26 protein-coding genes are annotated in these 24,656 nt (G+C 69.3%); 21 read left to right on the top strand and 5 right to left on the bottom strand.

Features of this window, described 5'->3' with window-relative positions; genetic code table 11:
- Positions 1-3 precede the first annotated feature (3 nt).
- Positions 4-423 (bottom strand): MarR family winged helix-turn-helix transcriptional regulator, encoded by a 420-nt coding sequence (locus tag AC5Y5B_RS10525; RefSeq protein WP_112632984.1) that lies wholly within the window; start codon positions 421-423, stop codon positions 4-6.
- 122 nt (positions 424-545) lie between these two features.
- Here AC5Y5B_RS10525 and AC5Y5B_RS10520 point away from each other — a divergent pair, with 122 nt between their 5' ends.
- Positions 546-959, top strand: a complete 414-nt coding sequence (locus tag AC5Y5B_RS10520; RefSeq protein ID WP_112632983.1) for a ChaB family protein — start codon at positions 546-548, stop codon at positions 957-959.
- 61 nt (positions 960-1,020) lie between these two features.
- On the opposite strand, the gene AC5Y5B_RS10515 is transcribed toward AC5Y5B_RS10520, so the two are convergent.
- Positions 1,021-1,860, bottom strand: a complete 840-nt coding sequence (locus AC5Y5B_RS10515) for an SDR family oxidoreductase (protein ID WP_500005314.1) — start codon at positions 1,858-1,860, stop codon at positions 1,021-1,023.
- A gap of 394 nt (positions 1,861-2,254) precedes the next feature.
- Here AC5Y5B_RS10515 and AC5Y5B_RS10510 point away from each other — a divergent pair, with 394 nt between their 5' ends.
- Together AC5Y5B_RS10510 and AC5Y5B_RS10505 are read left to right on the top strand one after the other, a co-directional pair.
- On the top strand, positions 2,255-2,818 hold the full coding sequence (locus tag AC5Y5B_RS10510; RefSeq protein WP_112632981.1) for an MPT63 family protein: 564 nt from the start codon (positions 2,255-2,257) through the stop codon (positions 2,816-2,818).
- Positions 2,819-2,915: 97 nt separating this feature from the next.
- Positions 2,916-3,854, top strand: coding sequence for a lysophospholipid acyltransferase family protein (locus AC5Y5B_RS10505; RefSeq protein ID WP_112632980.1), 939 nt, complete (start codon positions 2,916-2,918; stop codon positions 3,852-3,854).
- 50 nt (positions 3,855-3,904) lie between these two features.
- On the opposite strand, the gene AC5Y5B_RS10500 is transcribed toward AC5Y5B_RS10505, so the two are convergent.
- Both AC5Y5B_RS10500 and mbp1 read right to left on the bottom strand, forming a co-directional pair.
- Positions 3,905-4,615 carry a winged helix-turn-helix domain-containing protein gene (locus AC5Y5B_RS10500; protein WP_500005313.1) on the bottom strand — a complete coding sequence of 237 codons (711 nt, stop codon included), beginning with the start codon at positions 4,613-4,615 and terminating at the stop codon, positions 3,905-3,907.
- A gap of 202 nt (positions 4,616-4,817) precedes the next feature.
- Positions 4,818-5,057 carry a microaggregate-binding protein 1 gene (gene mbp1, locus AC5Y5B_RS10495; RefSeq protein ID WP_112632978.1) on the bottom strand — a complete coding sequence of 80 codons (240 nt, stop codon included), beginning with the start codon at positions 5,055-5,057 and terminating at the stop codon, positions 4,818-4,820.
- 343 nt (positions 5,058-5,400) lie between these two features.
- On the opposite strand from mbp1, the gene pyrH reads away from it, so the two are divergent.
- The 6 genes from pyrH to AC5Y5B_RS10465 all read left to right on the top strand — a co-directional run bounded on the left by pyrH (position 5,401) and on the right by AC5Y5B_RS10465 (position 10,390).
- Positions 5,401-6,234: a UMP kinase gene (pyrH, locus tag AC5Y5B_RS10490; protein WP_112632977.1), complete on the top strand. Its 834-nt coding sequence runs from the start codon at positions 5,401-5,403 to the stop codon at positions 6,232-6,234.
- A gap of 64 nt (positions 6,235-6,298) precedes the next feature.
- On the top strand, positions 6,299-6,856 hold the full coding sequence (gene frr / locus AC5Y5B_RS10485) for a ribosome recycling factor (protein WP_112632976.1): 558 nt from the start codon (positions 6,299-6,301) through the stop codon (positions 6,854-6,856).
- 32 nt (positions 6,857-6,888) lie between these two features.
- Positions 6,889-7,818 (top strand): phosphatidate cytidylyltransferase, encoded by a 930-nt coding sequence (locus tag AC5Y5B_RS10480; protein WP_112632975.1) that lies wholly within the window; start codon positions 6,889-6,891, stop codon positions 7,816-7,818.
- Between the two features lie 33 nt (positions 7,819-7,851).
- Positions 7,852-8,946 carry a dual-specificity RNA methyltransferase RlmN gene (rlmN, locus tag AC5Y5B_RS10475; protein WP_112632974.1) on the top strand — a complete coding sequence of 365 codons (1,095 nt, stop codon included), beginning with the start codon at positions 7,852-7,854 and terminating at the stop codon, positions 8,944-8,946.
- A 74-nt stretch (positions 8,947-9,020) separates the two neighbouring features.
- The gene (gene dsbE, locus AC5Y5B_RS10470) at positions 9,021-9,527 is read left to right on the top strand and encodes a disulfide bond-forming protein DsbE (protein WP_112632973.1); all 507 of its coding nucleotides are present in this window, start codon (positions 9,021-9,023) and stop codon (positions 9,525-9,527) included.
- A gap of 5 nt (positions 9,528-9,532) precedes the next feature.
- Positions 9,533-10,390 (top strand): cytochrome c biogenesis CcdA family protein, encoded by an 858-nt coding sequence (locus AC5Y5B_RS10465; RefSeq protein ID WP_112632972.1) that lies wholly within the window; start codon positions 9,533-9,535, stop codon positions 10,388-10,390.
- A 17-nt stretch (positions 10,391-10,407) separates the two neighbouring features.
- Here AC5Y5B_RS10465 and AC5Y5B_RS10460 read toward each other — a convergent pair whose 3' ends face one another.
- Positions 10,408-10,662: a DUF2631 domain-containing protein gene (locus tag AC5Y5B_RS10460; protein WP_112632971.1), complete on the bottom strand. Its 255-nt coding sequence runs from the start codon at positions 10,660-10,662 to the stop codon at positions 10,408-10,410.
- A 109-nt stretch (positions 10,663-10,771) separates the two neighbouring features.
- Here AC5Y5B_RS10460 and dxr point away from each other — a divergent pair, with 109 nt between their 5' ends.
- The 12 genes from dxr (at position 10,772) to AC5Y5B_RS10400 (ending at position 24,653) form a co-directional block, all read left to right on the top strand.
- Positions 10,772-11,983, top strand: a complete 1,212-nt coding sequence (gene dxr / locus AC5Y5B_RS10455; protein WP_165821797.1) for a 1-deoxy-D-xylulose-5-phosphate reductoisomerase — start codon at positions 10,772-10,774, stop codon at positions 11,981-11,983.
- A gap of 19 nt (positions 11,984-12,002) precedes the next feature.
- Positions 12,003-13,217 carry a M50 family metallopeptidase gene (locus AC5Y5B_RS10450; RefSeq protein ID WP_112632969.1) on the top strand — a complete coding sequence of 405 codons (1,215 nt, stop codon included), beginning with the start codon at positions 12,003-12,005 and terminating at the stop codon, positions 13,215-13,217.
- A 16-nt stretch (positions 13,218-13,233) separates the two neighbouring features.
- The gene (gene ispG / locus AC5Y5B_RS10445; RefSeq protein ID WP_112632968.1) at positions 13,234-14,412 is read left to right on the top strand and encodes a flavodoxin-dependent (E)-4-hydroxy-3-methylbut-2-enyl-diphosphate synthase; all 1,179 of its coding nucleotides are present in this window, start codon (positions 13,234-13,236) and stop codon (positions 14,410-14,412) included.
- Positions 14,413-14,466: 54 nt separating this feature from the next.
- Entirely contained in the window at positions 14,467-15,321 is an 855-nt protein-coding gene (locus AC5Y5B_RS10440; protein ID WP_112632967.1) for a GNAT family N-acetyltransferase, read from the top strand.
- A 165-nt stretch (positions 15,322-15,486) separates the two neighbouring features.
- Entirely contained in the window at positions 15,487-17,301 is a 1,815-nt protein-coding gene (locus AC5Y5B_RS10435; protein ID WP_500005312.1) for a penicillin-binding transpeptidase domain-containing protein, read from the top strand.
- A gap of 92 nt (positions 17,302-17,393) precedes the next feature.
- Entirely contained in the window at positions 17,394-17,978 is a 585-nt protein-coding gene (locus AC5Y5B_RS10430; RefSeq protein ID WP_112632965.1) for a DUF1707 SHOCT-like domain-containing protein, read from the top strand.
- A 97-nt stretch (positions 17,979-18,075) separates the two neighbouring features.
- Positions 18,076-18,933 (top strand): type I methionyl aminopeptidase, encoded by an 858-nt coding sequence (gene map / locus AC5Y5B_RS10425; protein WP_112632964.1) that lies wholly within the window; start codon positions 18,076-18,078, stop codon positions 18,931-18,933.
- 10 nt (positions 18,934-18,943) lie between these two features.
- Positions 18,944-20,449, top strand: a complete 1,506-nt coding sequence (locus AC5Y5B_RS10420; protein WP_500005311.1) for a cobyric acid synthase — start codon at positions 18,944-18,946, stop codon at positions 20,447-20,449.
- A gap of 129 nt (positions 20,450-20,578) precedes the next feature.
- Positions 20,579-21,130, top strand: a complete 552-nt coding sequence (locus AC5Y5B_RS10415) for an alpha/beta hydrolase (RefSeq protein ID WP_112632962.1) — start codon at positions 20,579-20,581, stop codon at positions 21,128-21,130.
- Between the two features lie 65 nt (positions 21,131-21,195).
- Positions 21,196-22,548, top strand: coding sequence for a glutamine synthetase family protein (locus tag AC5Y5B_RS10410; RefSeq protein WP_500005391.1), 1,353 nt, complete (start codon positions 21,196-21,198; stop codon positions 22,546-22,548).
- Positions 22,529-23,287 (top strand): gamma-glutamyl-gamma-aminobutyrate hydrolase family protein, encoded by a 759-nt coding sequence (locus tag AC5Y5B_RS10405; RefSeq protein WP_500005310.1) that lies wholly within the window; start codon positions 22,529-22,531, stop codon positions 23,285-23,287. Before AC5Y5B_RS10410 ends, AC5Y5B_RS10405 begins: the two co-directional genes overlap by 20 nt.
- Before the next feature lies 1 nt (position 23,288).
- Positions 23,289-24,653, top strand: coding sequence for an aldehyde dehydrogenase family protein (locus AC5Y5B_RS10400; RefSeq protein ID WP_500005309.1), 1,365 nt, complete (start codon positions 23,289-23,291; stop codon positions 24,651-24,653).
- The last annotated feature ends 3 nt before the right edge of the window (positions 24,654-24,656 follow it).

Here is a 24,656-nt window from a genome sequence, read left to right as displayed (position 1 = left end):
CCGCTAGTCGGAGCCGAGTTTCTCGAGCATCCTTTTGAATTCCCGCTGCTGAGTTTCGGTGAGCTTGCTCAGGATGCGGGCGTCGGCGCCGCGGACCGCTCCTTCGGCGCGCTTGAGCAGCGCGCGGCCCTGGCCGGTCAGGTTGGCCGGCAGCGCGCGCCCCGAGGACACCGACGACGGGCGCGCCACCGCCCCGATTTCTTCCAGCTTGCGCAGCACGGTGTTCATCGCCTGCGGGGTGACGTTGGTGTGGCGAGACAATTCGGCGCTCGACATCCCCGGGAACATCGAAAGAATGCGCAGGCAAACGAATTCGGGCAGGGTCAGCCCCAGCGGGCCCAACACGGCGGAGACCTCGGGTCGCAGCACCGCGCCCACCCGGTAGAGCAGATAACCCAGCGGAGCGTCGTCGGCCTGAATCATGTCAACGATATTGACATATTTCCGCCGGACCGACGCGCACATCGGGCCGACCGTGATTGTCCGCGCCGCAACGGGGTAATCGGTTGGCTACCCGAAGCGGGTGTGGTACACGAGGAGGTTCGATGCCGAAGACGACGAAGGGCGGCGCGGCCAAAAAGAGCGAATTGCCCAGCACGTTGCAACGTTCCAGCGCCAAGGCCCAACGCACGTTTGCGAAGGCCCATGATGCGGCCGCCGACGAGTACGGCAGCGAGGAGCGCGCCCACCGGGTGGCGTACGCGGCTGTCAAGCACAGTTTCGAGAAGGTCGGCGACCACTGGGAGGCCAAGGACGAGAAGGGCCCCTCCGACGAGCGCGCCGAGCGCGGTGGTCTGCGGCCGACCGGGGAGTCGGCCGAGGGCGTCAACGCCAATGCCAGCAAAACCCACCTGCTCGACGTGGCCCGCCGGCTCGACATCGCGGGACGGTCCCGCATGAACAAGTCGGAGTTGGTGGACGCGATCAAGAAGCACAACCGCCGGGTCCGGGGTCGCTGAGCGGGCCGACGGACCGCGTCCAGACCGTCGGCGAGAAGTCGCTGCGGTGCAACGGTTTTGGCTACAGGATCGGTCGGCCGCCCGTCACGGCCACCCGGGCCCCGGAGATGTAGCTCGCGTCGTCGGAAGCCAACAGCACGTAGATCGCGGCGAGTTCGGCCGGCTGGCCGGCACGCCCCAACGGAACGTTGTCCCCGAAAGATTCCACGCTGTCCGGCGGCATCGTCGACGGGATCAAGGGGGTCCAGATCGGACCGGGCGCCACGCTGTTGACTCGAATCCCCTTGTCGCCCAACAGCTGAGCCAGGCTGGCCGAGAAATTCGCGATGGCCGCCTTCGTCGCCGCGTACGGCGCCAGGGTGGGATTGGGGGAATCGGAATTGACCGACGAGCTGCCGATGATCGACGAGCCGGGCCGCATGTGCGGCACGGCGGCCTTCGCGAGGTAGAAGTATGCACCGATGTTGAGCCGGAAGGTGTACTCCCACTCCTCGTCGCTGATCTCGTCGAGACTCTGGTGCATCATCTGGAAGGCGGCGTTGTTGACCAGGACGTCCACGCCGCCCAACTCCTGCACCGCCCGATCCACCACGGCGCGGCAGTGGGCCGCGTCGGAGAGGTCGCCGGGCATCAGCACGCACTTGCGACCGGCGTTGGTGACGTAGCGAGCGACGTCCCGCGCGTCGTCGTCCTCGTTGAGGTAGGCGATCAACACGTCGGCGCCCTCGCGCGCGTAGGCGATGGCGACCGCGCGCCCGATGCCGCTATCGCCGCCAGTGATGATCGCCTTTTTGCCCAGCAGTTTTCCCGAGCCCTGGTAACTGTTTTCGCCACAGTCGGGAATCGGATCCATCTGCCCCTGGACGCCGGGTACGGATTGTTGTTGCGCCGCGAAGCCCATGCCATTTCCTTTACCGATTCAAAGTTGGTTGTGCGATTCACGTTCCGGCCACGCCGAGCAACGGGTGTTGGGAGTTTCCCCGTTGAACCTTGCTGCCCCCTTTTGCGGCTGTCTCTCGGCCTGCCCACCCGCGCAATTGCGGGCGCGGGCCTCAGCGCACCGGTTACCCGTCAACACCCGCCCTAATCGCGGTGCCCGATGTGAGTGATGATGCGGCTGTTATGAACTGTGGCGAAAGATGCTGTCCCGGAAAACTTCTCTTTTCCGCGGTTAACCGGGCGGTTTGGCTCCATAGGGCGGGGGCGGGCGTTTAAAGCGAAGGCCGGCTGGATATTTGCTGCGTATACCTCTATGCCCTTCTGGGGGCAATTGTTCGACACGAAAGGAATGAACAATGAAGGTCACCAAGAGCGCCGTCGCCACAGCCGCCGCTGCCGGGGGGATAGCGATGGCAAGTGTTTTCGCGGCGACGCCCGCTGCTGCCGCGCCCAACATTCAGGGGTTCGGCACCAGCGAACAACTCGTCGACGGGCCGCTGGTCACCAATTACACCGTCAGCAACCTGCAGCCCAGTAATGTCACCATTCCCGGTTACACGCCGAAAGGCACCCTGTACCAGGCCGACATCAGCGCCAGGTCGGACGGTGGGCTGGTCACCCCGATGGTCAACGACTTCATCGCCCGCGGGCCGAACGGCCAGAACTACCGCGTGATCGACAAGGTCGGGGCGCCCAACGGGCTCAACCCCGCGCCGATCGCGCCGGGCAATGAATCGACCGGCACGCTGTACTTCGACGTGACCGGCGCGCCCCCGAACGGAGTCGTCTACAACGACGGCAACCAGGACATCCTGATCTGGACGTCCAACGTGGAGGGTGGGGCGGCGCCCGGTGCGCCGAACAGCCCGGCACCGGGTGCCCCGCCGGCTCCCGCGCCTGCGCCCGCAACCCACACCTGATCTGAGTAGGAAATCTCCCCGCGCCACACCGTCGTGGCGCGGGGAGATTTTGTATTGAGGGGAATCGTGCGCGGCGGAATCGGGTATGCGACTACTCATGAGTAACCCGGATCATAGGACGGCGCCGGTGCGCGCTCAGGCGAAGCGGCACGCCGAGCAAGCCCGCGAGGCCATGGACGAACGACGCCACAAGCAGAGCGGCGGGGTGAGCGGCTGGGTCGCCGAGCGCGCGGCGAGATGGGATCTGTCCGGCCAGGACGAGGCCACCCTGCAGCGTCAGAAGTATCTGTGGAACGTGCTGGTGGACTATTGGTTTCGCATGGAGATCGACGGCTGGGAGAACATTCCCGAGTCGCCGCCGGCGCTGTTGGTGGGGATTCACTCCGGGGCGCCGTTCGTCTGGGACGCGTGGACCGTCGGCCTGCAGTGGTGGCGGCGGTTCGGACAGGAGCGCCCCCTGCACGGGACGGCCCACGACGCGTTGATGGCAATTCCGTTGTTCGGGCGTTACTTCCGGTCGATGGGCGTGCTGCCGGCCGCGCCCGACGCGATTGCCACCGCCTTGGCGGAGGGGCGTGACGTGGCGTTGTGGCCGGGCGGGGAAGTGGACTCGCTGCGCCCGTGGACGGAGCGCGATCAGGCCAACCTGGCGGGGCGGACCGGCTTCGTCAAGATGGCGATCCGGGCCGGCGTGCCGATCGTGCCCATCGCCACCGTCGGCGGTGCCGACGCGATGCCGGTGCTGATTCGCGGCGACCGCTTGTCGAAAGCCCTGCGCCTGGACCGGATCCTGCGGCTCAAGGTGTTTCCGTTGGCGGTCTCGTTGCCGTGGGGGGTCGCGCCGGCGGCGCTTCCGCAGCTGCCCCTGCCGGCTAAGATCCGGACGCGGTTCATGCCCGCGGTGGAACTCGACAACGATCCCGCGCGCGCTGACGACGACGAGTACGTCGAACACAAATACCATGAGGTGCAAGACGCCATCCAGGACGGAATGGATGCGCTTGCCCGTAAGCGCGCCTTCCCCTTATTCGGCTGAGTGACCACCAAAGCCCTTGCGGCCAAACATATTCGGCTCGGGAGGGGTGTTCAGGTGAGGGCTGGCGTCAGCGGGGCGTCGGCGACGGTCCATTGTGGTTGCGGCGGCGTGGCCGCCCGGTAGCCGACGCCCCTCACGGTGTCGACCAGGAATTGGTGCCGGACGCCGAGCTTGGCGCGCAGCCGCCGGATGTGGACGTCGACGGTGCGCACCTTACCGGTGCTGTCATAGCCCCACACCTCCTGCATCAGCCGGGTCCGGGTGAACGCCTGACCGGCATGTTGCACAAGGAAATTCAGCAATTTGAACTCGGTGAGGGTCAGGCACAGGTCGCGGCCGTCCAGCGATGCGGTGAAACTCGCCGGATGCAGGACGAGGTCGCCGAACTTCAGCGTGCCGTCGACCAGGCTGCGTCGGCGCCCGACCGCGAGACGCAACCGGGCTTGCAACTCTTCGGCGCCGGTGCCGGGCAGCATCACGTCGTCGAAATTGCAGTCGACGTCCACGGCCGCGCAGTCCGACGGCGCCACCAGGGCCACCACCGCGGTCGCGGGGTTGTCGGTCGTCAGGCGATGGCTGACCGCCTGGGCCAGTGACACGTTGCTGCGCGCATCGATGATCGCGATGTCGGCCGTCGCGTAGTGCCCGTCGGTGTCGGCCGTCAGCGTGATACGCCGAATCGGTTGGGCGAACGTGGCCAACTCCGGCAGGGCCGATTCGAAATCATCCTCGTCGGTGAGCACCACCACGTCCAACAACATCTCCAAACCTCGTCACGTCCCGGCTTCCCCCCCGGTCCGTAGGCACCTCTGCGGAGATGTCTTACAGCGCTACGCCTGGATACCCGTCCCGCCGAAAACTATGCAAAGCCATGCGGGCCGGGCCTGTCTACCGGCCGCTCGGCCGGAAGAAAGACGATGGGCCCGACCCGTTTTCACGGATCAGGCCCATCGCTAACACCTGCTACTGGTTGTCCTTCTGGCGCTCCTCGGCCGCCTTGGCGCCGCCACGCGCGGCCTCCGCCTCGGCTTCCTTCTTGGCCGCGTCGCGCTGCGCGTCGGCCTTGTCCTGCTGCGCCTGTCCCTCGCGGGTCAGGTCGTCACGGCCGGCCACCGCGCCGGCGGCCTCCTTGGCCTTTCCTTTGACGTCCTCGACGACGCCCTTGACAGCTTCGGCAGGTCCCGACTTGTTTTCTTCAGCCATGGAAAGTGTTCCTCCTCGTTGGCGTACTCTGAGCGATCCACGCTCAACGGCGATCGCGAGCGATCCACCCGGTCATACGGCGAGGCTGGTCCTCGTTGCTTAAGACCGCGTAATTCTGCCGCGTTGTTGCGGGTTCCCAAGCCATCCATCGCTCAAACGCGGGGCCGCCAAGCGCATGGACGCCGATGCATTCCGGTACCGAGAGACTCGAAAATTGGTCCGGCACGCCAACTATGCGCATAATGCACCCCGTCGACGTCGCATTGTGCTGCGATGAGGCAGGATGTGAAATGCCGTTCCGGATGGAGATCGCCCGGGATGGCACTCTCATGCGAGGAGTCTGATGACGGAGTCCAGGGAGCCCCAAGTCGCCGGCTCGGCGGCTCCGAGGCCGGAGCCGACAACCGCCAGCAACGGCATACCGAAATCTGCACCGGACAACGGGCTGGCTTCCGACCGGTCGCCGAGCCGGTCCAGGTATTCGCGAGTGCTGCTCAAGCTCGGCGGCGAAATGTTCGGCGGCGGCCAGGTCGGCCTGGACCCCGACGTCGTCGCTCGGGTGGCCCGGCAGATCGCCGAGGTGGTCCGCGACGGTGTCCAGGTGGCCGTCGTGATCGGCGGTGGCAACTTCTTCCGGGGCGCGCAGCTGCAGCAGCGCGGCATGGAACGCACCCGGTCGGACTACATGGGCATGCTGGGCACCGTCATGAACAGCCTGGCGCTCCAGGATTTCCTGGAGAAGGAAGGCATCGTCACCCGGGTCCAGACCGCGATCACCATGGGCCAGGTGGCCGAGCCGTACCTACCCCTGCGCGCCGTGCGTCACCTGGAGAAGGGGCGCGTGGTGATCTTCGGAGCCGGCATGGGACTGCCGTACTTCTCCACCGACACCACCGCCGCGCAGCGCGCCCTGGAGATCGGCGCCGAGGTGGTCCTGATGGCCAAGGCCGTCGACGGCGTGTTCTCGGCGGATCCGCGAGAGCATCCGGACGCCGAATTGATCGCCGCGATCAGTCATCGTGAGGTCATCGACCGCGGGCTACGAGTGGCCGATGCCACCGCCTTCAGCCTGTGCATGGACAATGGCATGCCGATCCTGGTGTTCAACCTGCTGACCAATGGCAATATCGCCCGGGCGGTCGCTGGTGAGAAGATCGGGACTCTGGTCACCACCTGAACCGAAGACGCGATGATTTGCGCTTGCGATGGATCCGCAACGCAGCTGAGGAGGAGCGGCGCACATGATTGACGAGGCTCTCTTCGACGCGGAAGAGAAAATGGAGAAGGCCGTAGCGGTCGCCCGCGACGACTTGTCGACCATCCGGACGGGGCGCGCCAACCCCGGCATGTTCTCGCGGATCGTGATCGACTACTACGGCACGGCCACGCCCATCACCCAACTGGCCAGCATCAACGTCCCCGAGGCGCGCCTGGTCGTCATCAAGCCCTACGAGGCCAGCCAGGTGGGCGCGATCGAGACGGCGATCCGCAACTCCGACCTGGGCGTCAACCCCACCAACGACGGCACCCTGATCCGGGTCGCGGTGCCGCAGCTCACCGAGGAACGCCGCCGCGAACTGGTCAAACAGGCCAAGGGCAAGGGCGAGGACGCCAAGGTGTCGGTGCGCAACATCCGTCGCAAGGCGATGGAGGAGCTGCACCGCATCCGTAAGGACGGCGAGGCGGGCGAGGACGAGGTCGGCCGGGCCGAAAAGGACCTGGACAAGACCACCCACCAGTACATCACCCAGATCGAAGAGCTGGTCAAGCACAAAGAAGGCGAACTGCTGGAGGTCTAGCGACCGCTCAGCAGCTAAGTTCATCCAGGCCAGTGGCTACCCCAGAACCCGGCGCAGGCAACCCGCCCGACCGTTCGGCGCGCGCCGCCAAAAAAACGAGCGCCCAGCCGGGCAAGAAGACATCCCGGGCCGGACGTGACCTGCGCGCCGCCATCGCGGTGGGGGCCGGTATCGGCGGCGTGCTGATCGTCACGCTGGTGTTCGCCCCGCGCTTCTGGGTCCCCATCGTCGCGCTGGCCATCATGGTGGCCACCCACGAAGTGGTGCGTCGATTGCGCGAGGCCGGCTACGTCATACCGGTCATCCCGCTGCTGGCCGGGGGGCAGCTCACCGTCTGGCTGACCTGGCCGTTCCACGCCGCGGGCGCCCTGGCCGGCTTCGGTGTCACCGTCGTGGTCTGCAACGTGTGGCGGCTGTTCATGCAGGACAACAGCAAACGGCCCGAGCCGTTCGACGGGTCACCGTCGGCCAACTACCTCAGGGACGCCTCGGCGACGGTGTTCCTGGCCGCCTGGGTGCCGCTGTTCGCCTCCTTCGGCGTGCTGCTGGTCTACCCGCACGACGGTGCCGGGCGGGTGTTCTGCCTCATGATCACCGTCGTCGCCTCCGACACCGGCGGATATGCCGTGGGGGCGCTGTTCGGCAAGCACCCGATGGTCCCGGCGATCAGCCCCAAGAAGTCCTGGGAGGGATTCGCCGGCTCGATGGTGTTCGGAATCACCGCCGCGACGCTGGCCGCGGTCTTCCTGGCCCACAAGCCGCCGTGGATCGGCGTGCTGCTGGGCGTGGTCCTGGTGCTGACGTGCACGCTGGGCGATCTGGTGGAATCCCAGGTCAAGCGGGATCTCGGCATCAAGGACATGGGCCGGCTGCTGCCCGGCCACGGCGGTCTGATGGATCGCCTCGACGGCGTGCTGCCCTCGGCGGTCGCCGCCTGGACGGTGCTGACGCTCGTTCCTTAGGCCGACCCGGCGACAGGGGATACTGGACGGGTCATGGTTGCACAACTGGTTTTCTCCGAGCCGCGTCCCGGCAGGCCGCCGCGGCACCTCGCCGACCTCGATGAGGAGGGTCGCGCGTCGGCCATCGCGGAGCTGGGCTTGCCGGCGTTTCGCGCCAAGCAGCTGGCGCATCAGTACTACGCGCGGCTGATCGCCGACCCCCGGCAGATGACCGACCTTCCGGCGGGGTTGCGCGACGCCATCGCCGAGACGATGTTCCCGATCCTGCTCACCGCGGCCTCCGAGGTGACCTGCGATGCGGGCCAGACGCGAAAGACGTTGTGGCGGGCCCTCGATGGGGTCACCGTCGAGTCGGTGCTGATGCGCTATCCGCAGCGCAACACGGTGTGTATTTCGTCGCAGGCGGGCTGCGGCATGGCGTGTCCGTTCTGCGCGACGGGGCAGGGCGGGCTGAGCCGCAACCTGTCGACGGCCGAGATCCTCGAGCAGGTGCGCGCCGGCGCCGCGGCCCTGCGCGACGACTTCGGGGACCGGCTGTCCAACGTGGTGTTCATGGGCATGGGGGAGCCGCTGGCCAACTACGCCCGCGTGGTGGCCGCGGTGCGGCGCATTACCGCCGCGCCGCCCCACGGCTTCGGCATCTCGGCGCGTTCGGTGACCGTGTCGACGGTGGGGCTGGCCCCCGCCATCCGCAAGCTGGCCGACGAACGGCTCGGGGTGACGTTGGCGCTGTCGCTGCACGCGCCCGACGACGAGCTGCGCGACGCCCTGGTGCCGGTGAACAACCGCTGGAAGATCAGCGAGGCCCTCGACGCCGCGCGGTATTACGCCGACGCCACCGGCAGGCGGGTGTCGGTGGAGTACGCGTTGATCCGCGACGTCAACGACCAGCCTTGGCGCGCAGACCTTTTGAGCCAACGGCTGCACCGCGCGCTCGGGCCGCTGGTGCACGTCAATCTGATTCCGCTCAACCCGACCCCGGGAAGCGAGTGGGACGCCAGCCCCAAGCCGGTCGAGCGGGAATTCGTCCGGCGCGTCCGCGGCAAGGGGGTTTCCTGCACGGTGCGCGACACGCGCGGGCGGGAGATCAGCGCCGCGTGCGGACAGCTGGCCGCCGAAGGCGGGTAGCTGCCGGGCGAATGAACCTGCGGGGCGGCGCGCACGTCTTAAAGGCATAACGTCAGCAAACCCGGGGGTGCGCCGTGATCCGCTTGTTCTCTCCACTCAAGTTGTTTGTCGCGGCCGTCATCGCCGCCGCGCTACTAGTGGTACTCGGCGGCGCGCCGCGCGCGGCCGCCGCCGATGACCGGCTGCAATTCAGCGGGACGACCCTGAGCGGTGCGCCGTTCAACGGCGCCAGCTTGCAGGGCAAGCCCGCGGTGTTGTGGTTCTGGGCGCCGTTCTGCCCGTTCTGCAACGCCGAGGCGCCTGGCGTCAGCCAGGTGGCGGCCGCCAATCCCGGTGTCACCTTCGTCGGGATCGCGGGGCACTCGGACGTTGGCGCCGAGCAGACCTTCGTCGACAAGTACGGCCTGAGATTCACCAACCTCAACGACGCCGACGGCTCGATCTGGGCCCGCTACAACGTCCCCTGGCAGCCGGCCTACGTGTTCTACCGCGCGGACGGCAGCTCGACGTTCGTCAACAACCCGACCTCGGCGATGTCCCAGCAGGAACTCTCCGACCGGGTCTCGGCCCTGAGGTCCTGAGCTCGGTGGACCAGGGTCTGGTCGGCCTGGCCTTCGCCGCCGGACTGGTGGCCGCGCTGAACCCGTGTGGGTTTGCCATGCTGCCCGCCTACCTGCTGCTGGTGGTGCGCGGCCAGGGTTCGGGGGCGGCGTCGGGCGGGGCCGCCGCCGGGCGGGCGCTGGCGGCCACCGCGGGGATGGCGCTGGGCTTCCTGACGGTGTTCGGCGCGTTCGGCGCCCTGACCGTCTCGGCGGCGACGACGGTGCAGCGGTGGCTGCCGTACGCCACCGTCGGCGTGGGCGTGGTGCTGATCGGGCTCGGGGGGTGGCTGCTGTCGGGCCGGGAGCTGTCGGCCCTGACCCCGCGACCGCTGGGCCCCCGGTGGGCCCCCACCGCCCGGCTGGGCTCCATGTACGGCTACGGCGTCAGCTACGCCATCGCCTCGCTGTCGTGCACCATCGGGCCTTTTCTGGCCGTCACCGCCGCCGGCCTGCGCGGGGGATCGGTCGTCACCGGCGTGGCGATCTACCTCGCCTACAGCGCCGGGCTGACCCTGGTGGTCGGGGTGCTCGCCGTCGCCGCGGCCACGGCCAGCACGGCGATGGTGGACCGGCTGCGCCGCGTCCTGCCGTTCGTCAACCGGATCGGCGGCGCGCTGCTGCTGCTCGTCGGGCTGTATGTGGCCTACTACGGCAGCTACGAGGTTCGGCTGTTCGGCGCGAACGGCAATCCGCGGGACGCGGTGATCACCGCGGCCGGGCGCCTGCAGGGCGCGGCGGCCGGCTGGGTGCATCAGCACGGGATGTGGCCGTGGGTGATCGCCGTGCTCGCGTTGACGGTCGTGGTGATCGGCGGCGCCCGGCATCGCCGGGCGCGGCGCTAGGACAAGGGGCGGGGCGGCTACCTGATCCAGCCGCGGCGGCGGCCCCACAGGTCGCGGATCAGCACCACGAGGATCAGCGCGGCAAACCCGATCAGGAACCAGTTCTCGATGTGGCCGACGTGGTTGCCGCGCAGCATCGCGAGCAGGAAGCCGAATCCGATCAGCCCGGCGATGTGCCAGGTCCGGTGGTTGATCCTGCTCCAACCCCACGCTGCCGACGGCACCTCGACGGCGTCGACGCCGTTGAAGTGCTCCACCTCGGTACTGGCCACGGCGAATCCCCTTCGGATCGGATTGGCTTGTCGAACCCAAATTCTGGCATACCCGCCACCGGGCTTGCGGGGCATGGCCCGCGTCGGCGCTGGGCGGCACAATGAATGGGTGACCAACCCGACCACCGATGGGCAAACGCGGGACCGCCTGCGCGTGCTGGTGCTGGGCAGCACCGGCTCCATCGGCACCCAGGCGCTGGACGTCATCGCCGCCAACCCGGACCGCTTCGAGGTGGTGGGCCTGGCCGCGGGCGGCGCCAACCTGGACACGCTGTTGCGCCAGCGCGCCGAGACCGGTGTGACCAATGTCGCGGTCGCCGACGAGCGCGCGGCGCAGCGGGCCGGCGACATCCCGTTCTGCGGCCCCGACGCGGCCACCCGACTGGTCGAGGAGACCGAGGCCGACGTCGTGCTCAACGCCCTGGTGGGGGCGCTGGGCCTGCGGCCCACGCTGGCCGCGCTGGAATCGGGCGCCCGGCTGGCGCTGGCCAACAAGGAGTCGCTGATCGCCGGCGGTCCGCTGGTGCTGCGGGCCGCCGGGCCGGGACAGATCGTGCCCGTCGACTCCGAACACTCCGCGCTGGCCCAGTGCCTGCGCGGCGGGACCCCCGACGAGGTCGCCAAGCTGGTGCTGACCGCCTCCGGCGGCCCGTTCCGCGGCTGGACCGCCGCCCAGCTCGAGGGCGTCACCCCGGAACAGGCGGGGGCCCACCCGACGTGGTCGATGGGCCCGATGAACACGCTGAACTCGGCCTCGCTGGTCAACAAGGGCCTCGAACTCATCGAGACCCACCTGCTGTTCGGCATCCCCTACGACCGCATCGAGGTCGTGGTGCACCCCCAGTCGATTGTTCATTCGATGGTCACCTTCATCGACGGCTCGACCCTGGCCCAGGCCAGCCCGCCGGACATGAAGCTGCCGATCTCGCTGGCCCTGGGCTGGCCGCAGCGGGTTGCCGGAGCGGCCGCGAGCTGCGACTTCAGCACGGCGTCTAGCTGGGAATTCGAGCCGCTGGACGCCGACGTTTTTCCCGCCGTCGAGTTGGCCCGGCACGCCGGGCAGACCGGCGGCTGCATGACCGCCGTCTACAACGCGGCCAACGAGGAGGCGGCGGAGGCCTTCCTCGCGGGCCGCGTCGGATTCCCCGCGATCGTCGAAACCATCGCCGACGTGCTGCACGCCGCCGACCAATGGGCCGTTTCACCCGCTACCGTGGATGAGGTACTCGACGCGCAGCGCTGGGCACGTGAGCGGGCTCGGCGTTGCGTCGCACACGCCCGCCCCGCCACGGTCTCAGCAAAAGCCTCCGGAATGGTGTGAGAAAGGTCCAGCAGTCCAGATGATGTTCGTAATCGGCATTGTGCTGTTCGCACTGGCCATCCTGATCTCGGTGGCCCTGCACGAGTGCGGGCACATGTGGGTCGCGCGCGCCACCGGCATGAAGGTGCGCCGCTACTTCGTCGGGTTCGGGCCCACGCTGTGGTCGACTCGGCGCGGGGAAACCGAGTACGGCCTCAAAGCCGTTCCGCTGGGGGGCTTCTGCGACATCGCCGGCATGACCTCGGTGGAGGAACTGGCCCCCGACGAGGCCGACCGCGCCATGTTCAAGCAGAAGGTCTGGAAGCGGGTCGCGGTGCTCTTCGCCGGCCCCGCCGCGAACTTCATCATCTGCCTGGTGCTGCTCTACGGCATCGCGCTGATCTGGGGGCTGCCGAACCTGCACCCGCCGACCCAGGCCGTCGTCGGCGAAACCGCTTGTGTGGCACCGGAAGTGGCGCCGGGCAAGATCGCGGACTGCACCGGCCCCGGGCCGGCGGCGCTGGCCGGGATCCGGCCCGGCGACGTCATCGTCAAGGTGGGCGACACCCCGGTGTCGAGCTTCGAGGACATGGCCGCCGCCATCCGCAAGGTGCACGGCAACGTCCCGATCGTCGCCGAGCGCAACGGCACCAAGATCACCACCTACGTCGACGTCACCACCACCCAGCGTTACCTGAGCAACGGGCAGGGCGCTGCGCAGCAACCCTCGACGGTCGGCGCCATCGGCGTCGGCGCCGTCAAGGTGGCGCCCACGCATTACGGGGTGTTCACCGCGATCCCGGCCACCGTCGCCTTCGCCGGTGACCTCACCGGCGAGGTCGGCAAGGCGCTGGTGGCCATCCCGACCAAGGTCGGCGCGCTGGTGCACGCCATCGGCGGCGGGCAGCGCGACCCGCAGACCCCGATGAGCGTCGTCGGGGCCAGCATCATCGGCGGCGACACCGTCGATCACGGGCTCTGGGTGGCGTTCTGGTTCTTCCTGGCCCAGCTGAACCTCATCCTGGGCGCGATCAACCTGGTGCCGCTGCTGCCCTTCGACGGCGGCCACATCGCCATCGCGGTGTTCGAGAAGATCCGTAACCTGGTGCGGTCGGCGCGGGGCATGGTCGCGGCCGCGCCGGTGAACTACCTCAAGCTCATGCCCGCGACGTACGTCGTGCTGGTGTTCGTCGTCGGCTACATGCTGCTGACCGTCACCGCCGACCTGGTCAACCCGATCAGGCTCTTCCAATAGCTAAGGAACTACCACAGTGACCGTTGGCCTGGGCATGCCGGACGCGCCGGCGCCCACGCTCGCCCCCCGCCGCAAGACGCGCCAACTCATGGTCCGCGACGTCGGCGTGGGCAGCGACTATCCGATTTCGGTGCAGTCGATGTGCACCACCAAAACCCACGACGTCAACACGACGCTGCAGCAGATCGCCGAGCTGACCGCCGCCGGTTGCGACATCGTCCGGGTCGCGTGCCCGCGCCAGGAGGACGCCGACGCGCTGGCCGAGATCGCCCGGCACAGCCAGATCCCGGTGATCGCCGACATCCACTTCCAGCCCAAGTACATCTTCGCCGCGATCGACGCCGGGTGCGCCGCGGTGCGGGTAAACCCCGGCAACATCAAGGAATTCGACGGCCGGGTGGGCGAGGTCGCCAAGGCCGCCGGCGCGGCCGGCATCCCGATCCGCATCGGCGTCAACGCGGGCTCGCTGGACAAGCGGTTCATGGAGAAGTACGGCAAGGCCACCCCCGAGGCGCTGGTCGAGTCCGCGCTGTGGGAGGCCTCGCTGTTCGAGGAGCACGGCTTCGGCAACATCAAGATCAGCGTCAAGCACAACGACCCGGTGGTGATGGTGGCCGCCTACGAGCAGCTGGCCGAACAATGCGACTACCCACTGCATCTGGGCGTCACCGAGGCCGGTCCCGCCTTCCAGGGCACCATCAAGTCCGCGGTCGCCTTCGGCGCCCTGCTGTCGCGGGGGATCGGCGACACCATCCGGGTGTCGCTGTCGGCGCCGCCGGTCGAGGAAGTCAAGGTCGGCATCCAGATCCTCGAGTCGCTGAACCTGCGCCGGCGGGGGCTCGAGATCGTGTCGTGCCCGTCGTGCGGTCGCGCCCAGGTCGACGTCTACACCCTGGCCAACGAGGTCACCGCCGGCCTGGACGGCCTCGACGTGCCGCTGCGCGTGGCCGTGATGGGGTGCGTGGTCAACGGTCCGGGCGAGGCGCGCGAGGCCGACCTCGGCGTCGCATCCGGAAATGGCAAGGGCCAGATCTTCGTTCGCGGCGAGGTGATCAAGACCGTGCCCGAAGCCCAGATTGTCGAGACGCTGATCGAAGAGGCCATGCGGCTCGCCGCTGACATGGGCCACGAGATGAACAGCGACGACGGACCGGAAGCAACATCAAGCGGTTCACCTGTTGTCACCGTAAGCTGATGAAGGCCAGCGCCGTTCTGGCCTAAGGAATTCGCACACAGAGAGTTCGCCCCCATGTCGGCTCCGCCCCTGTTCCGCCTTGTCGGTGAGCGACGGGTGTCGGTGGTGCGCGACGCGGCCGCCGTCTGGCGGGTGCTCGACGACGATCCGGTCGCCGCGTGCATGGTCGCGGCCCGGGTGGCCGACCACGGCATCGATCCCAACTCGATCGGCGGCGAACTGTGGACGCTGCGCGGCGCCGACGAATCCCTGTGCTTCGCCGGCGCCAACCTCATTCCGCTGCGGGGCGCGCCGGCCGATCTGAGTGCGTTCGCCGATGAGGCCATGCGCGGGACGCGGCGCTGCTCGTCGCTGGTCGGCAGGGCCGAGCTGGTGATGCCGATGTGGGAGCGGCTCGAGGCGGCCTGGGGCCCGGCCCGCGACGTGCGCGACCACCAGCCGCTGCTGGCGTTGTCCAGCCACCCCAGCTGCGGGCTGGATCCCGGGGTGCGGCAGGTGCGGCCCGAGGAGCTGGACGCCTACCTGGTGGCCGCCGTCGACATGTTCATCGGCGAAGTGGGCGTCGACCCGCGGCTCGGCGACGGCGGACGCGGTTACCGGCGCCGGGTGGCCAGCCTGATCACCGCCGGGCGGGCCTGGGCGCGGTTCGAACACGGCCAGGTCGTCTTCAAGGCCGAGGTGGGTTCGCAGTCGCCGGGCGTGGGCCAGATCCAGGGGGTGTGGGTGCACCCGGAGTGGCGCGGCCTGGGCCTGGGCACCGCCGGCACCGCGACGGTCGCCGCGGTGATCGTCGGCACCGGGCGCACCGCCAGCCTCTACGTCAACGACTTCAACACCGTCGCGCGTGCCGCCTACGCCCGCGTCGGCTTCACCGAGATCGGCACCTTCGCGACGGTCCTGCTCGACTAGCGCGCGTTCACCCCTTTCGGGCCAGTGTGCGGTTGTCCGCACCCTCGGCACCGACTGCGCGGCTGGCCGCACACTCGCATCGATGGGCCCTCAATCCGCGGATAACGGTTGGGTCTCGGTGTGTCGACGCCCCCGCGGCGGTCCACATTCATAACATCTGTACCGATGGTCACAAGAACCCCATTGGTATCGACGGCGGCGGGCGCGCTGCTCGTCGCGGTCGTCGCCCTGTCCGGATGCACGCCGCGGCCCGACGGCCCGGGCCCGGCCGCCGAGAAGTTCTTCCGCGCCCTGGCCATCGGCGACACCGCGACCGCCGCGCAGCTCAGTGACAGCCCGAACGAGGCCCGCGAAGCCCTCAACGCGGCGTGGTCCGGCCTGCAGGCGACCCACCTCGACGCCCAGTTGCTCAACGCCAAGTACGCCGAGGACAGCGGCACGGTCGGCTACCGCTTCACCTGGCACCTGCCCAAGAACCGCACCTGGACCTACGACGGCCAGCTGAAGATGGCCCGCGACGAGGGGCACTGGGCCGTGCGCTGGACCACCACCGCGCTGCACGCCAAGCTGGGCGAGCACCAGACGTTCGCGCTGCGCGCCGACCGGCCGCACCGCGCTTCGGTGAACGAGCTCGGCGGCAGCGACGTGCTGGTGCCGGGCTACCTGTACCACTACACGCTGGACGCCACCCAGGCCGGGCCCGCGCTGATCGGCACGGCGCACGCCGTCGTCGACGTGCTGCACCCCTTCAACGGCGCGCTCAACGATCCGCAGCTGCTCGCCGAGCAGGCCAGCTCGACGCCCCATCCGGTGGATCTCGGGGTGACGCTGCACCCCGACGACAACGACAAGGTGTCCCCGCTTGTGGGGCACCTGCCCGGCGTCGTGGTCACGCCCCAGCCCGAAATGCTGCCCACCGACCCGCATTTCGCCCCGGCGGTCATCTCCGCGGTGAAAAAGGCGGTGGTCGACCAGCTCGACGGCGAGGCGGGCTGGCGGGTGGTCAGCGTCAACCAGAACGGTGTCGAGGTCGAGGTGCTGCACGAGGTCGAGGGGTCACCGGCGCCGTCGGTGTCGATCACCCTGGACCGCACGGTGCAGAACGCCGCCCAGCGCGCGGTCGACAACAAGGGCGGCAAGGCGATGATCGTGGTGATCAAGCCGTCGACCGGAGAAATCCTCGCGATCGCGCAGAACGGCGGGGCCGACGCGGACGGATTGCCCGCCACCAACGGCCTGTTCCCACCGGGGTCGACGTTCAAGATGATCACCGCCGGCGCGGCCGTCGACCGCGACATGGCCACGCCCAACTCGATGCTGGGCTGCCCGGGCCACCTCGACATCGGGCATCGCACCGTGCCCAACTACGGCGGCTTCGATCTCGGCGTGGTGTCGCTGTCACGCGCGTTCGCCAGCTCGTGCAACACCACGTTCGCGGAGTTGAGCAGCCGGATGCCGCCCCGCGGCCTGACCCAGACGGCGGCGCAATACGGGATCGGCCTGGACTACACGGTGGACGGCGTCACCACCGTGACGGGGTCGGTGCCCCCGACGGTGGACCTGGCCGAGCGCACTGAGGACGGCTTCGGCCAGGGCAAGGTGCTGGCCAGCCCGTTCGGCATGGCGCTGGTGGCGGCCACGGTCGCCGCCGGCAAGACGCCGGTGCCGCAACTGATCGTGGGCCGGCAGACCGCGGTCCAGGGGGACACCACCCCGATCAGCCCGAAGATGATCGACGCGCTACGGCCGATGATGCGGCTGGTGGTGACCAACGGGACCGCCAAGGAGATCGCCGGCTGCGGCGAGATCTACGGAAAGACCGGTGAGGCCGAGTTCCCGGGCGGATCGCACTCCTGGTTCGCCGGCTACCGCGGCGACCTGGCGTTCGCCTCGCTGATCGTGGGGGGCGGCAGCTCCGAGTGGGCGGTCCGGATGACCAAGTTCATGTTCGAGGCGCTGCCGCCGAACTTCCTTGCCTAGCGCCGTTCGCAAGCGCGGCGCCCGCGCCGGGCGCAGCGGGGCGGCGCCATCCTGCAAGCGCCGCTGGCCCGCATCGGCGGTAAATTGCGAACATGACCGATACCGGCGGCGACATGGTGGCCCTGCGGGTCTCCGACGCCGACCGCAACGGCACGATGCGGCGACTGCACAACGCCGTCGCGCTCGGGCTGATCGATATCGACGAGTTCGAGCAGCGCTCGTCGCAGGTGTCCTACGCGCGCACGCGCGGCGAGCTCGACCACCTGGTCGGCGACCTGCCGGGGCCGGGCGCGATCGTCACCTCCGCGGCCGACCGGGTGGAGCTGCGGGGCTGGGCGGGTTCGCTCAAGCGCCACGGCGAATGGCAGGTGCCCACCCGCCTGGCGCTGGTCCGCCGGCTGGGCTCGGTGGAACTCGACCTCACCAAGGCCCGGTTCGCGGGGCCGGTGGTGGTCATCGAACTCGACATGAGGTTCGGCTCGGTGGAGATTCGATTGCCCGACGGCGCCAGCGCCTCCATCGACGACGTCGAGGTCTACGTGGGCAGCGCCAGCGACCGCCGCAAAGACCCGCCCGGCGAGGGCAGGCCGCACGTCGTGTTGACCGGGCGGGTGGTGTGCGGGTCGGTGATCATCCGGGGGCCGCGGCGCTCGCTGCTGCGCCGCCAGCGGCCCTAGCCGAGCCTGAAAACTTGCGGCGGAAGTGCGAGTAGCGGCCTGCGGGATTACCGGCTGGGCGAACCCGACGCCCGGTGCGCATCGTTAAGCTGGTCGCATGCCTGCTCGCACCGCGCTTTCCCCCGGAGAGTTGTCCCCGACTCTGCCGGTGCCCGGCAGTATCGCGCGCCCGGAATACGTCGGCAAGCCCACGGCCCAGGAGGGCAGCGAACCGTGGGTGCAGACGCCCGAGGTGATCGAGAAGATGCGCGTCGCCGGACGGATCGCGGCCGGGGCGCTGGTGGAGGCGGGCAAGGCCGTCGCCCCGGGGGTCACCACCGACGAGCTGGACCGCATCGCCCACGAGTACATGGTCGACCACGGCGCCTACCCGTCCACGCTGGGCTACAAGGGCTATCCGAAGTCGTGCTGCACGTCGCTCAACGAGGTCATCTGCCACGGGATCCCCGACTCGACGGTGATCGAGGACGGCGACATCGTCAACATCGACGTCACGGCCTACATCAACGGCGTGCACGGCGACACCAACGCGACCTTCCTGGCCGGCGACGTGTCCGAGGAGCACCGGCTGCTGGTGGAACGAACCCGCGAGGCGACGATGCGCGCCATCAACGCCGTCAAGCCCGGGCGGGCGCTGTCGGTCGTGGGGCGCGTCATCGAATCGTACGCAAACCGGTTCGGCTACAACGTCGTTCGTGACTTCACCGGTCACGGCATCGGCACCACGTTCCACAACGGACTGGTCGTCTTGCACTACGAGCAGCCGTCGGTGTCCACCATCATGCAACCGGGGATGACGTTCACCATCGAACCGATGATCAACCTCGGCGGCCTGGACTACGAGATCTGGGACGACGGCTGGACGGTGGTCACCCGCGATCGCAAGTGGACCGCGCAGTTCGAGCACACCCTGCTGGTCACCGACACCGGCGTCGAAATCCTCACCTTGCCATGACGTTTGCCGGATGACCGGAGCCCTGCTGGTCGCGGGCACCAGCTCCGACGCCGGGAAATCGGTGGTGGTGGCGGGCTTGTGCCGGTTGCTGGCCCGCCGTGGGGTCCGCGTCGCCCCGTTCAAGGCGCAGAACATGTCCAACAACTCCGTGGTGACCGTCGAAGGCGGCGAGATCGGCCGCGCCCAGGCCATCCAGGCGCGCGCGGCGGGGCTGGAACCCAGCGTGCGATTCAACCCGATCCTGCTCAAGCCGGGAAGCGACCGCACCTCGCAGCTGGTGATCAAGGGTCGGGTCGCCGACACGGTCAGCGCGAAAAGCTATGTGCGACACCGGGATCAGCTGTCGTCGATCGTTCTCGACGAATTGACCCGCCTGCGGGAGGAATTCGATGCGGTGATCTGCGAGGGGGCCGGTTCGCCGGCCGAAATCAACCTGCGCGCCACCGATCTGGCCAACATGGGGTTGGCCCGGGCCGCGGATCTGCCGGTGGTGCTGGTCGGCGACATCGACCGCGGCGGGCTGCTGGCGCACCTGTTCGGGACGGTCGCGGTGCTCGATCCCGACGACCAGGCCCTCATCGCGGGCTTCATCGTCAACAAGTTCCGCGGCGACCTCGCGCTGCTCGAGCCCGGGTTGCGCCAGCTGCGCGACATGACGGGCCGGCCCACCTACGGCGTGCTGCCCTACGCCGACGAGCTGTGGCTGGACGCCGAGGACTCGCTGTCGGTGGTGGCGCACCGCGTCATCGGCACGCCCACACCGCCGTGCGGGGACGAGTGGCTGCGGGTGGCCGCGGTCCGGCTGCCCCGGATCTCCAACTCCACCGACGTCGAGGCGCTGGCCTGCGAACCGGGTGTGCTGGTGCGCTGGGTCACCGACCCCGCCGACGTCACCGACGCCGACCTGATCGTCATCCCCGGCAGCAAGGCCACCGTCGCCGACCTGGCGTGGCTGCGCGGTCGCGGCCTGGCCGACGCGATCACCGCGCACGGCCGCGCCGGCAAGCCGGTGCTGGGGATCTGCGGCGGCTTTCAGATGCTGTGCACTCGCCTAGACGATCCGGTGGAATCCGGGGCCGCGGGCGTGGCCGGGCTGGGGTTGCTCGACGCCGACATCGCCTTCGATCCCGACAAGACCCTGCGCCGCTGGCGGCGGCCGCTCACCGGATACGAGATCCACCACGGCCGGGTCACCCGCTGCGCCGAGGCGAGCTGGTTCGACTGCGACGCCGATCCACACCCGCAGGGCGTGGTGCGCGGGGCGGTCTTCGGGACCCACTGGCATGGACTGCTCGACAACGACGCGTTCCGGCGCGCGTGGCTGCGCCGGGTCGCCGACGCGGCCGGGCGCGGCGGCTTCGTGGTGGGCGACACCGACGTCGCCGCCCGCCGCGATGCCCAACTCGATGTCGCCGCCGATTTGCTGGCAACCCATCTCGACATCGACGCCATTCTCAGCCTGCTTGATGGTCCGCCGCCGCGGCGACCGCAGCTGGCAAGTACCTTGCGGCCGTAGGGCATTCGCGCCGAACGCAGTGTGAACGCCGCCGTTGACGGCGCGGTCAGTAAACGGATCCGGGTATTAGATGCGCAAGAATCGTCGCGCACACATGCCGTTTGGTTGTAGCGTGCGGGGGTGTCCTCGATGATGACCACCCTGGACGGGTTCGGTGTCCCGGTGGTTGTGGCCGGCCCGGAGAACGGCGTCGTCGTCGTCATACTGGCCGACGAAGACCGCGCCCCGGCCGCCTACGACGCGGTCTGCGAGCGCCTGCACACCGCATCGCTTCGCACGGTCGTGGTGGGCTTCGACGCGCGGCTGACCCCCAAGTCGGTCATCGGCATCCTCGACGCGCTGGGCATCGGCTGGGCCGTGGTGATGGGTGATCGCGCCGGCGCCGAGCTCGCCTGGGAACTGACCGCCACCCGGCTGGGCCGCTTCGTCGGACTGGTGGTGATCGACCGCGGCCACCCGCGGGCCGCCAACTACGAGGGCGCCGTCACCGACGGGCACTGCCCGCCGGTCGAGATCGGCACCACCGTCTTGGTCAGCTCGCCGGCCGCCCGGGCGGTGGCCCAGGCCAGCCAGCGCTACGTGTACGCCGACTACCGGGTGGTGCACCTGGGGCGGCGCACGGTGCAGGAGTCGACGGCCCAACTGGCCGCCGAGATCATTTTGCGCACCAGCACCTGGTAGGGCCTGGTTGACTGACGGTCATGGCCAGTGACGAACCCGCCGTGACCGACGCCGAGGGCGGCGGGATGCTGTCGTTGACCGCGCTGCAGCGGCTGGTGGGCGCCGGCGCGGTGGACACCGTCATCGTGGCCTTCGCCGACATGCAGGGACGGCTGGTCGGCAAGCGGGTCGACGCCCGGCTGTTCGTCGACGAGGTGGCCACGCACGGCGCCGAGTGCTGCGGATACCTGCTCGCCGTCGACGTCGACATGAACACCGTGACCGGCTACGCGATGTCGAGCTGGGACACCGGGTACGGCGACGCGGTGCTGCGCCCCGACCTGTCCACCCTGCGGCGCATTCCCTGGCTGCCCGGGACGGCGTTGGTGATCGCCGACGTGGGCTGGGCCGACGGCAGTCCGGTTACCGTGTCGCCGCGGGCGATCCTGCGCCGCCAGCTGGACCGGCTGGCCGAGCGCGGCCTGGCCGCCGACGTCGCCACCGAGCTGGAATTCATCGTCTTCGACGAGCCCTACCGCCAGGCGTGGGCCGCCGGCTACCGCGGGCTGACCCCGGCCAGCGACTACAACATCGACTACGCGATCGCGGCTTCGTCGCGCATGGAGCCGCTGCTGCGCGACATCCGGCACGCGATGATCGGCGCCGGCCTGCGCTTCGAGGCCGTCAAGGGCGAATGCAACAGGGGGCAGCAGGAAATCGGATTCCGCTACGCCGACGCCCTGGTCACCTGCGACAACCACGTCATCTACAAGAACGGCGCCAAGGAGATCGCCGATCAACACGGCAAGAGCCTGACGTTCATGGCGAAATACGATGAGCGGGAAGGAAACAGCTGTCACGTGCACCTCTCGCTGCGTGACCCGCAGGGCGGCGCGGTGTTCGCCGACCCCAGCGGCCCGCACGGCATGTCCTTGACGTTCCGCAGCTTCCTGGCCGGCCTGCTGGCCAGCTTGGGTGAGCTCACAGTGTTCTACGCACCGAACATCAACTCCTACAAGCGATTCGCCGACGGCAGCTTCGCGCCCACCGCGCTGGCGTGGGGGCTGGACAACCGCACCTGTGCGCTGCGGGTGGTCGGCCATGGGCGCAGCACCCGCGTCGAGTGCCGGGTTCCCGGCGGCGACGTCAACCCGTACCTGGCGGTGGCGGCGATCGTCGCCGGAGGGCTGTACGGTATCGAACGGGGCCTTGCGCTACCGGAGCCGTGCGCGGGGAACGCCTACCAGGCGCCCGGGGTCGAGCGGTTGCCCGTCACCCTGGCCGACGCGGCCGCGGTGTTCGAGCGCTCGACGCTCGCGCGCGACGCGTTCGGCGACGACGTCGTCGCCCACTACCTGAACAACGCGCGGGTGGAGTTGGCGGCGTTCAACGCGGCGGTCACCGACTGGGAGAGGATGCGTGGGTTTGAACGGCTTTAGGTCCGACGGCGACCGGCGCCGCCCGGTTGTCGGCCTCACGACGTACCTGGAGCGAGTCCAGACCGGTATCTGGGACATCCCCGCCGGGTACCTGCCCGCCGACTACTTCGAGGGCGTCGTCCTGGCCGGCGGGATCGCGGTCCTGCTGCCACCGCAGCCCGTGGACGCCCAGATCGTCGAATCGGTTCTCGACAGCCTGCACGCGCTGGTGATCACGGGCGGCTACGACGTGGACCCCGCCAGCTACGGTCAGCGACCGCATCCCAGCACCGACGAGCCCCGGACCGACCGCGACGCGTGGGAGTTCGCGCTGCTGCGCGGCGCGCTGCGGCGGGGCCTGCCGGTGCTCGGAATCTGCCGCGGCGCACAGATTCTCAACGTCGCGCTGGGCGGCACGCTGCACCAGCACCTGCCCGACGTGCTCGGGCACAGCGGACATCGGGCCGGCAACGGGGTGTTCACCAGGCTGCCGGTGCGCACCGTGGCGGGCACCCGGCTGGCCGCGCTGGTCGGGGAGGCCACCGACGCGCCGAGCTATCACCACCAGGCCATCGACGAGGTGGGGGACGGTCTGGTGGTCAGCGCGCGGGATGGCGACGGCGTGGTCGAGGCGCTGGAGCTGCCGGGGGACCGGTTTGTGCTTGCCGTGCAATGGCATCCGGAGCAGTCGCTGGACGATGTGCGGCTGTTCACCGCGATCGTGGACGCGGCCCGGTCCTATGCGGGACGCGTGAGCTGAGGTGAGTACCGCGCAACTGATCAACCCGGCGACCGAGGAGGTGCTGCGGTCGGTCGAGCACGCCGACGTCGCGGCGGTCGACGACGCGGTGGGCCGGGCGCGGGCCGCCCAGCGCAGGTGGGCGCGGTTGGCCCCGGCCGAGCGGGCCGACGGCCTGCGGGCCTTCGCCGCCGCCGTCGACGCCCATCTCGAGGAGCTGGCCGCCCTCGAGGTCGCCAACTCGGGGCATCCCATCGCGTCGGCCGAGTGGGAAGCCGGTCATGTCCGCGACGTGTTGAACTTCTACGCCGCCAGCCCGGAACGCTTGTCCGGCAAGCAGATTCCCGTGGCCGGCGGTCTGGATGTGACGTTCAACGAGCCCATGGGCGTGGTCGGGGTGATCACCCCGTGGAACTTCCCGATGCCCATCGCGTCGTGGGGTTTCGCACCGGCGCTGGCCGCGGGCAACGCCGTGCTGGTCAAACCCGCCGAGGTGACGCCGCTGACCACGATCCGGCTCGGTGAGCTGGCGGCCCAGGCCGGACTCGACGCGGACCTGCTGCAGGTGCTGCCGGGGCGGGGCGCGGTGGTGGGGCAGCGGTTCGTCACCCACGCGGGAGTCCGCAAGGTCGTGTTCACCGGCTCCACCGAGGTCGGCAAGACGGTGATGACCGGTGCGGCCGCCCAGGTGAAGCGGGTGACGCTCGAACTGGGCGGCAAGAGCGCCAACATCGTCTTCGCCGACTGCGACCTCGAGCGCGCCGCCGCGACCGCGCCAACCGGGGTGTTCGACAACGCGGGCCAGGACTGCTGCGCCCGCAGCCGGATCCTGGTGCAGCGCAGCGTCTATGACCGGTTCATGGAGCTGCTCGAGCCCGCCGTCACGCGCGTCGTCGTGGGCGACCCGGCGGCGCGGGACACCGAGATGGGGCCGCTGGTGTCGGCGGCGCACCGCGACAAGGTGGCGTCCTACGTGCCCGACGACGCCCCCGTCGCGTTTCGCGGCACCGCGCCGTCCGGCCGCGGATTCTGGTTCCCGCCGACGGTTCTGACGCCGGATCGCACCGACCGCTGCGTCACCGAGGAGATCTTCGGCCCGGTCGTCACGGTGCTGCCCTTCGACGACGAACACGACGCCATCACGCTGGCCAACGACACCAGCTACGGGTTGTCCGGCTCGATCTGGACCGACGACCTGTCCCGCGCGCTGCGCGTCTCGCGGGCGGTGGAAGCCGGTAATCTGTCGGTGAATTCGCACTCGTCGGTGCGCTACAACACCCCGTTCGGCGGGTTCAAGCAGTCGGGACTCGGCCGTGAGCTGGGCCCGGATGCGCCGCTGCACTTCACCGAGACCAAGAACGTGTTCATCGCGATCGGAGAGGAGTAGGTG

This window comes from Mycobacterium sp. NGS33 (assembly GCF_059812885.1).
This window is presented reverse-complemented; position numbering and strand designations above follow the sequence as displayed.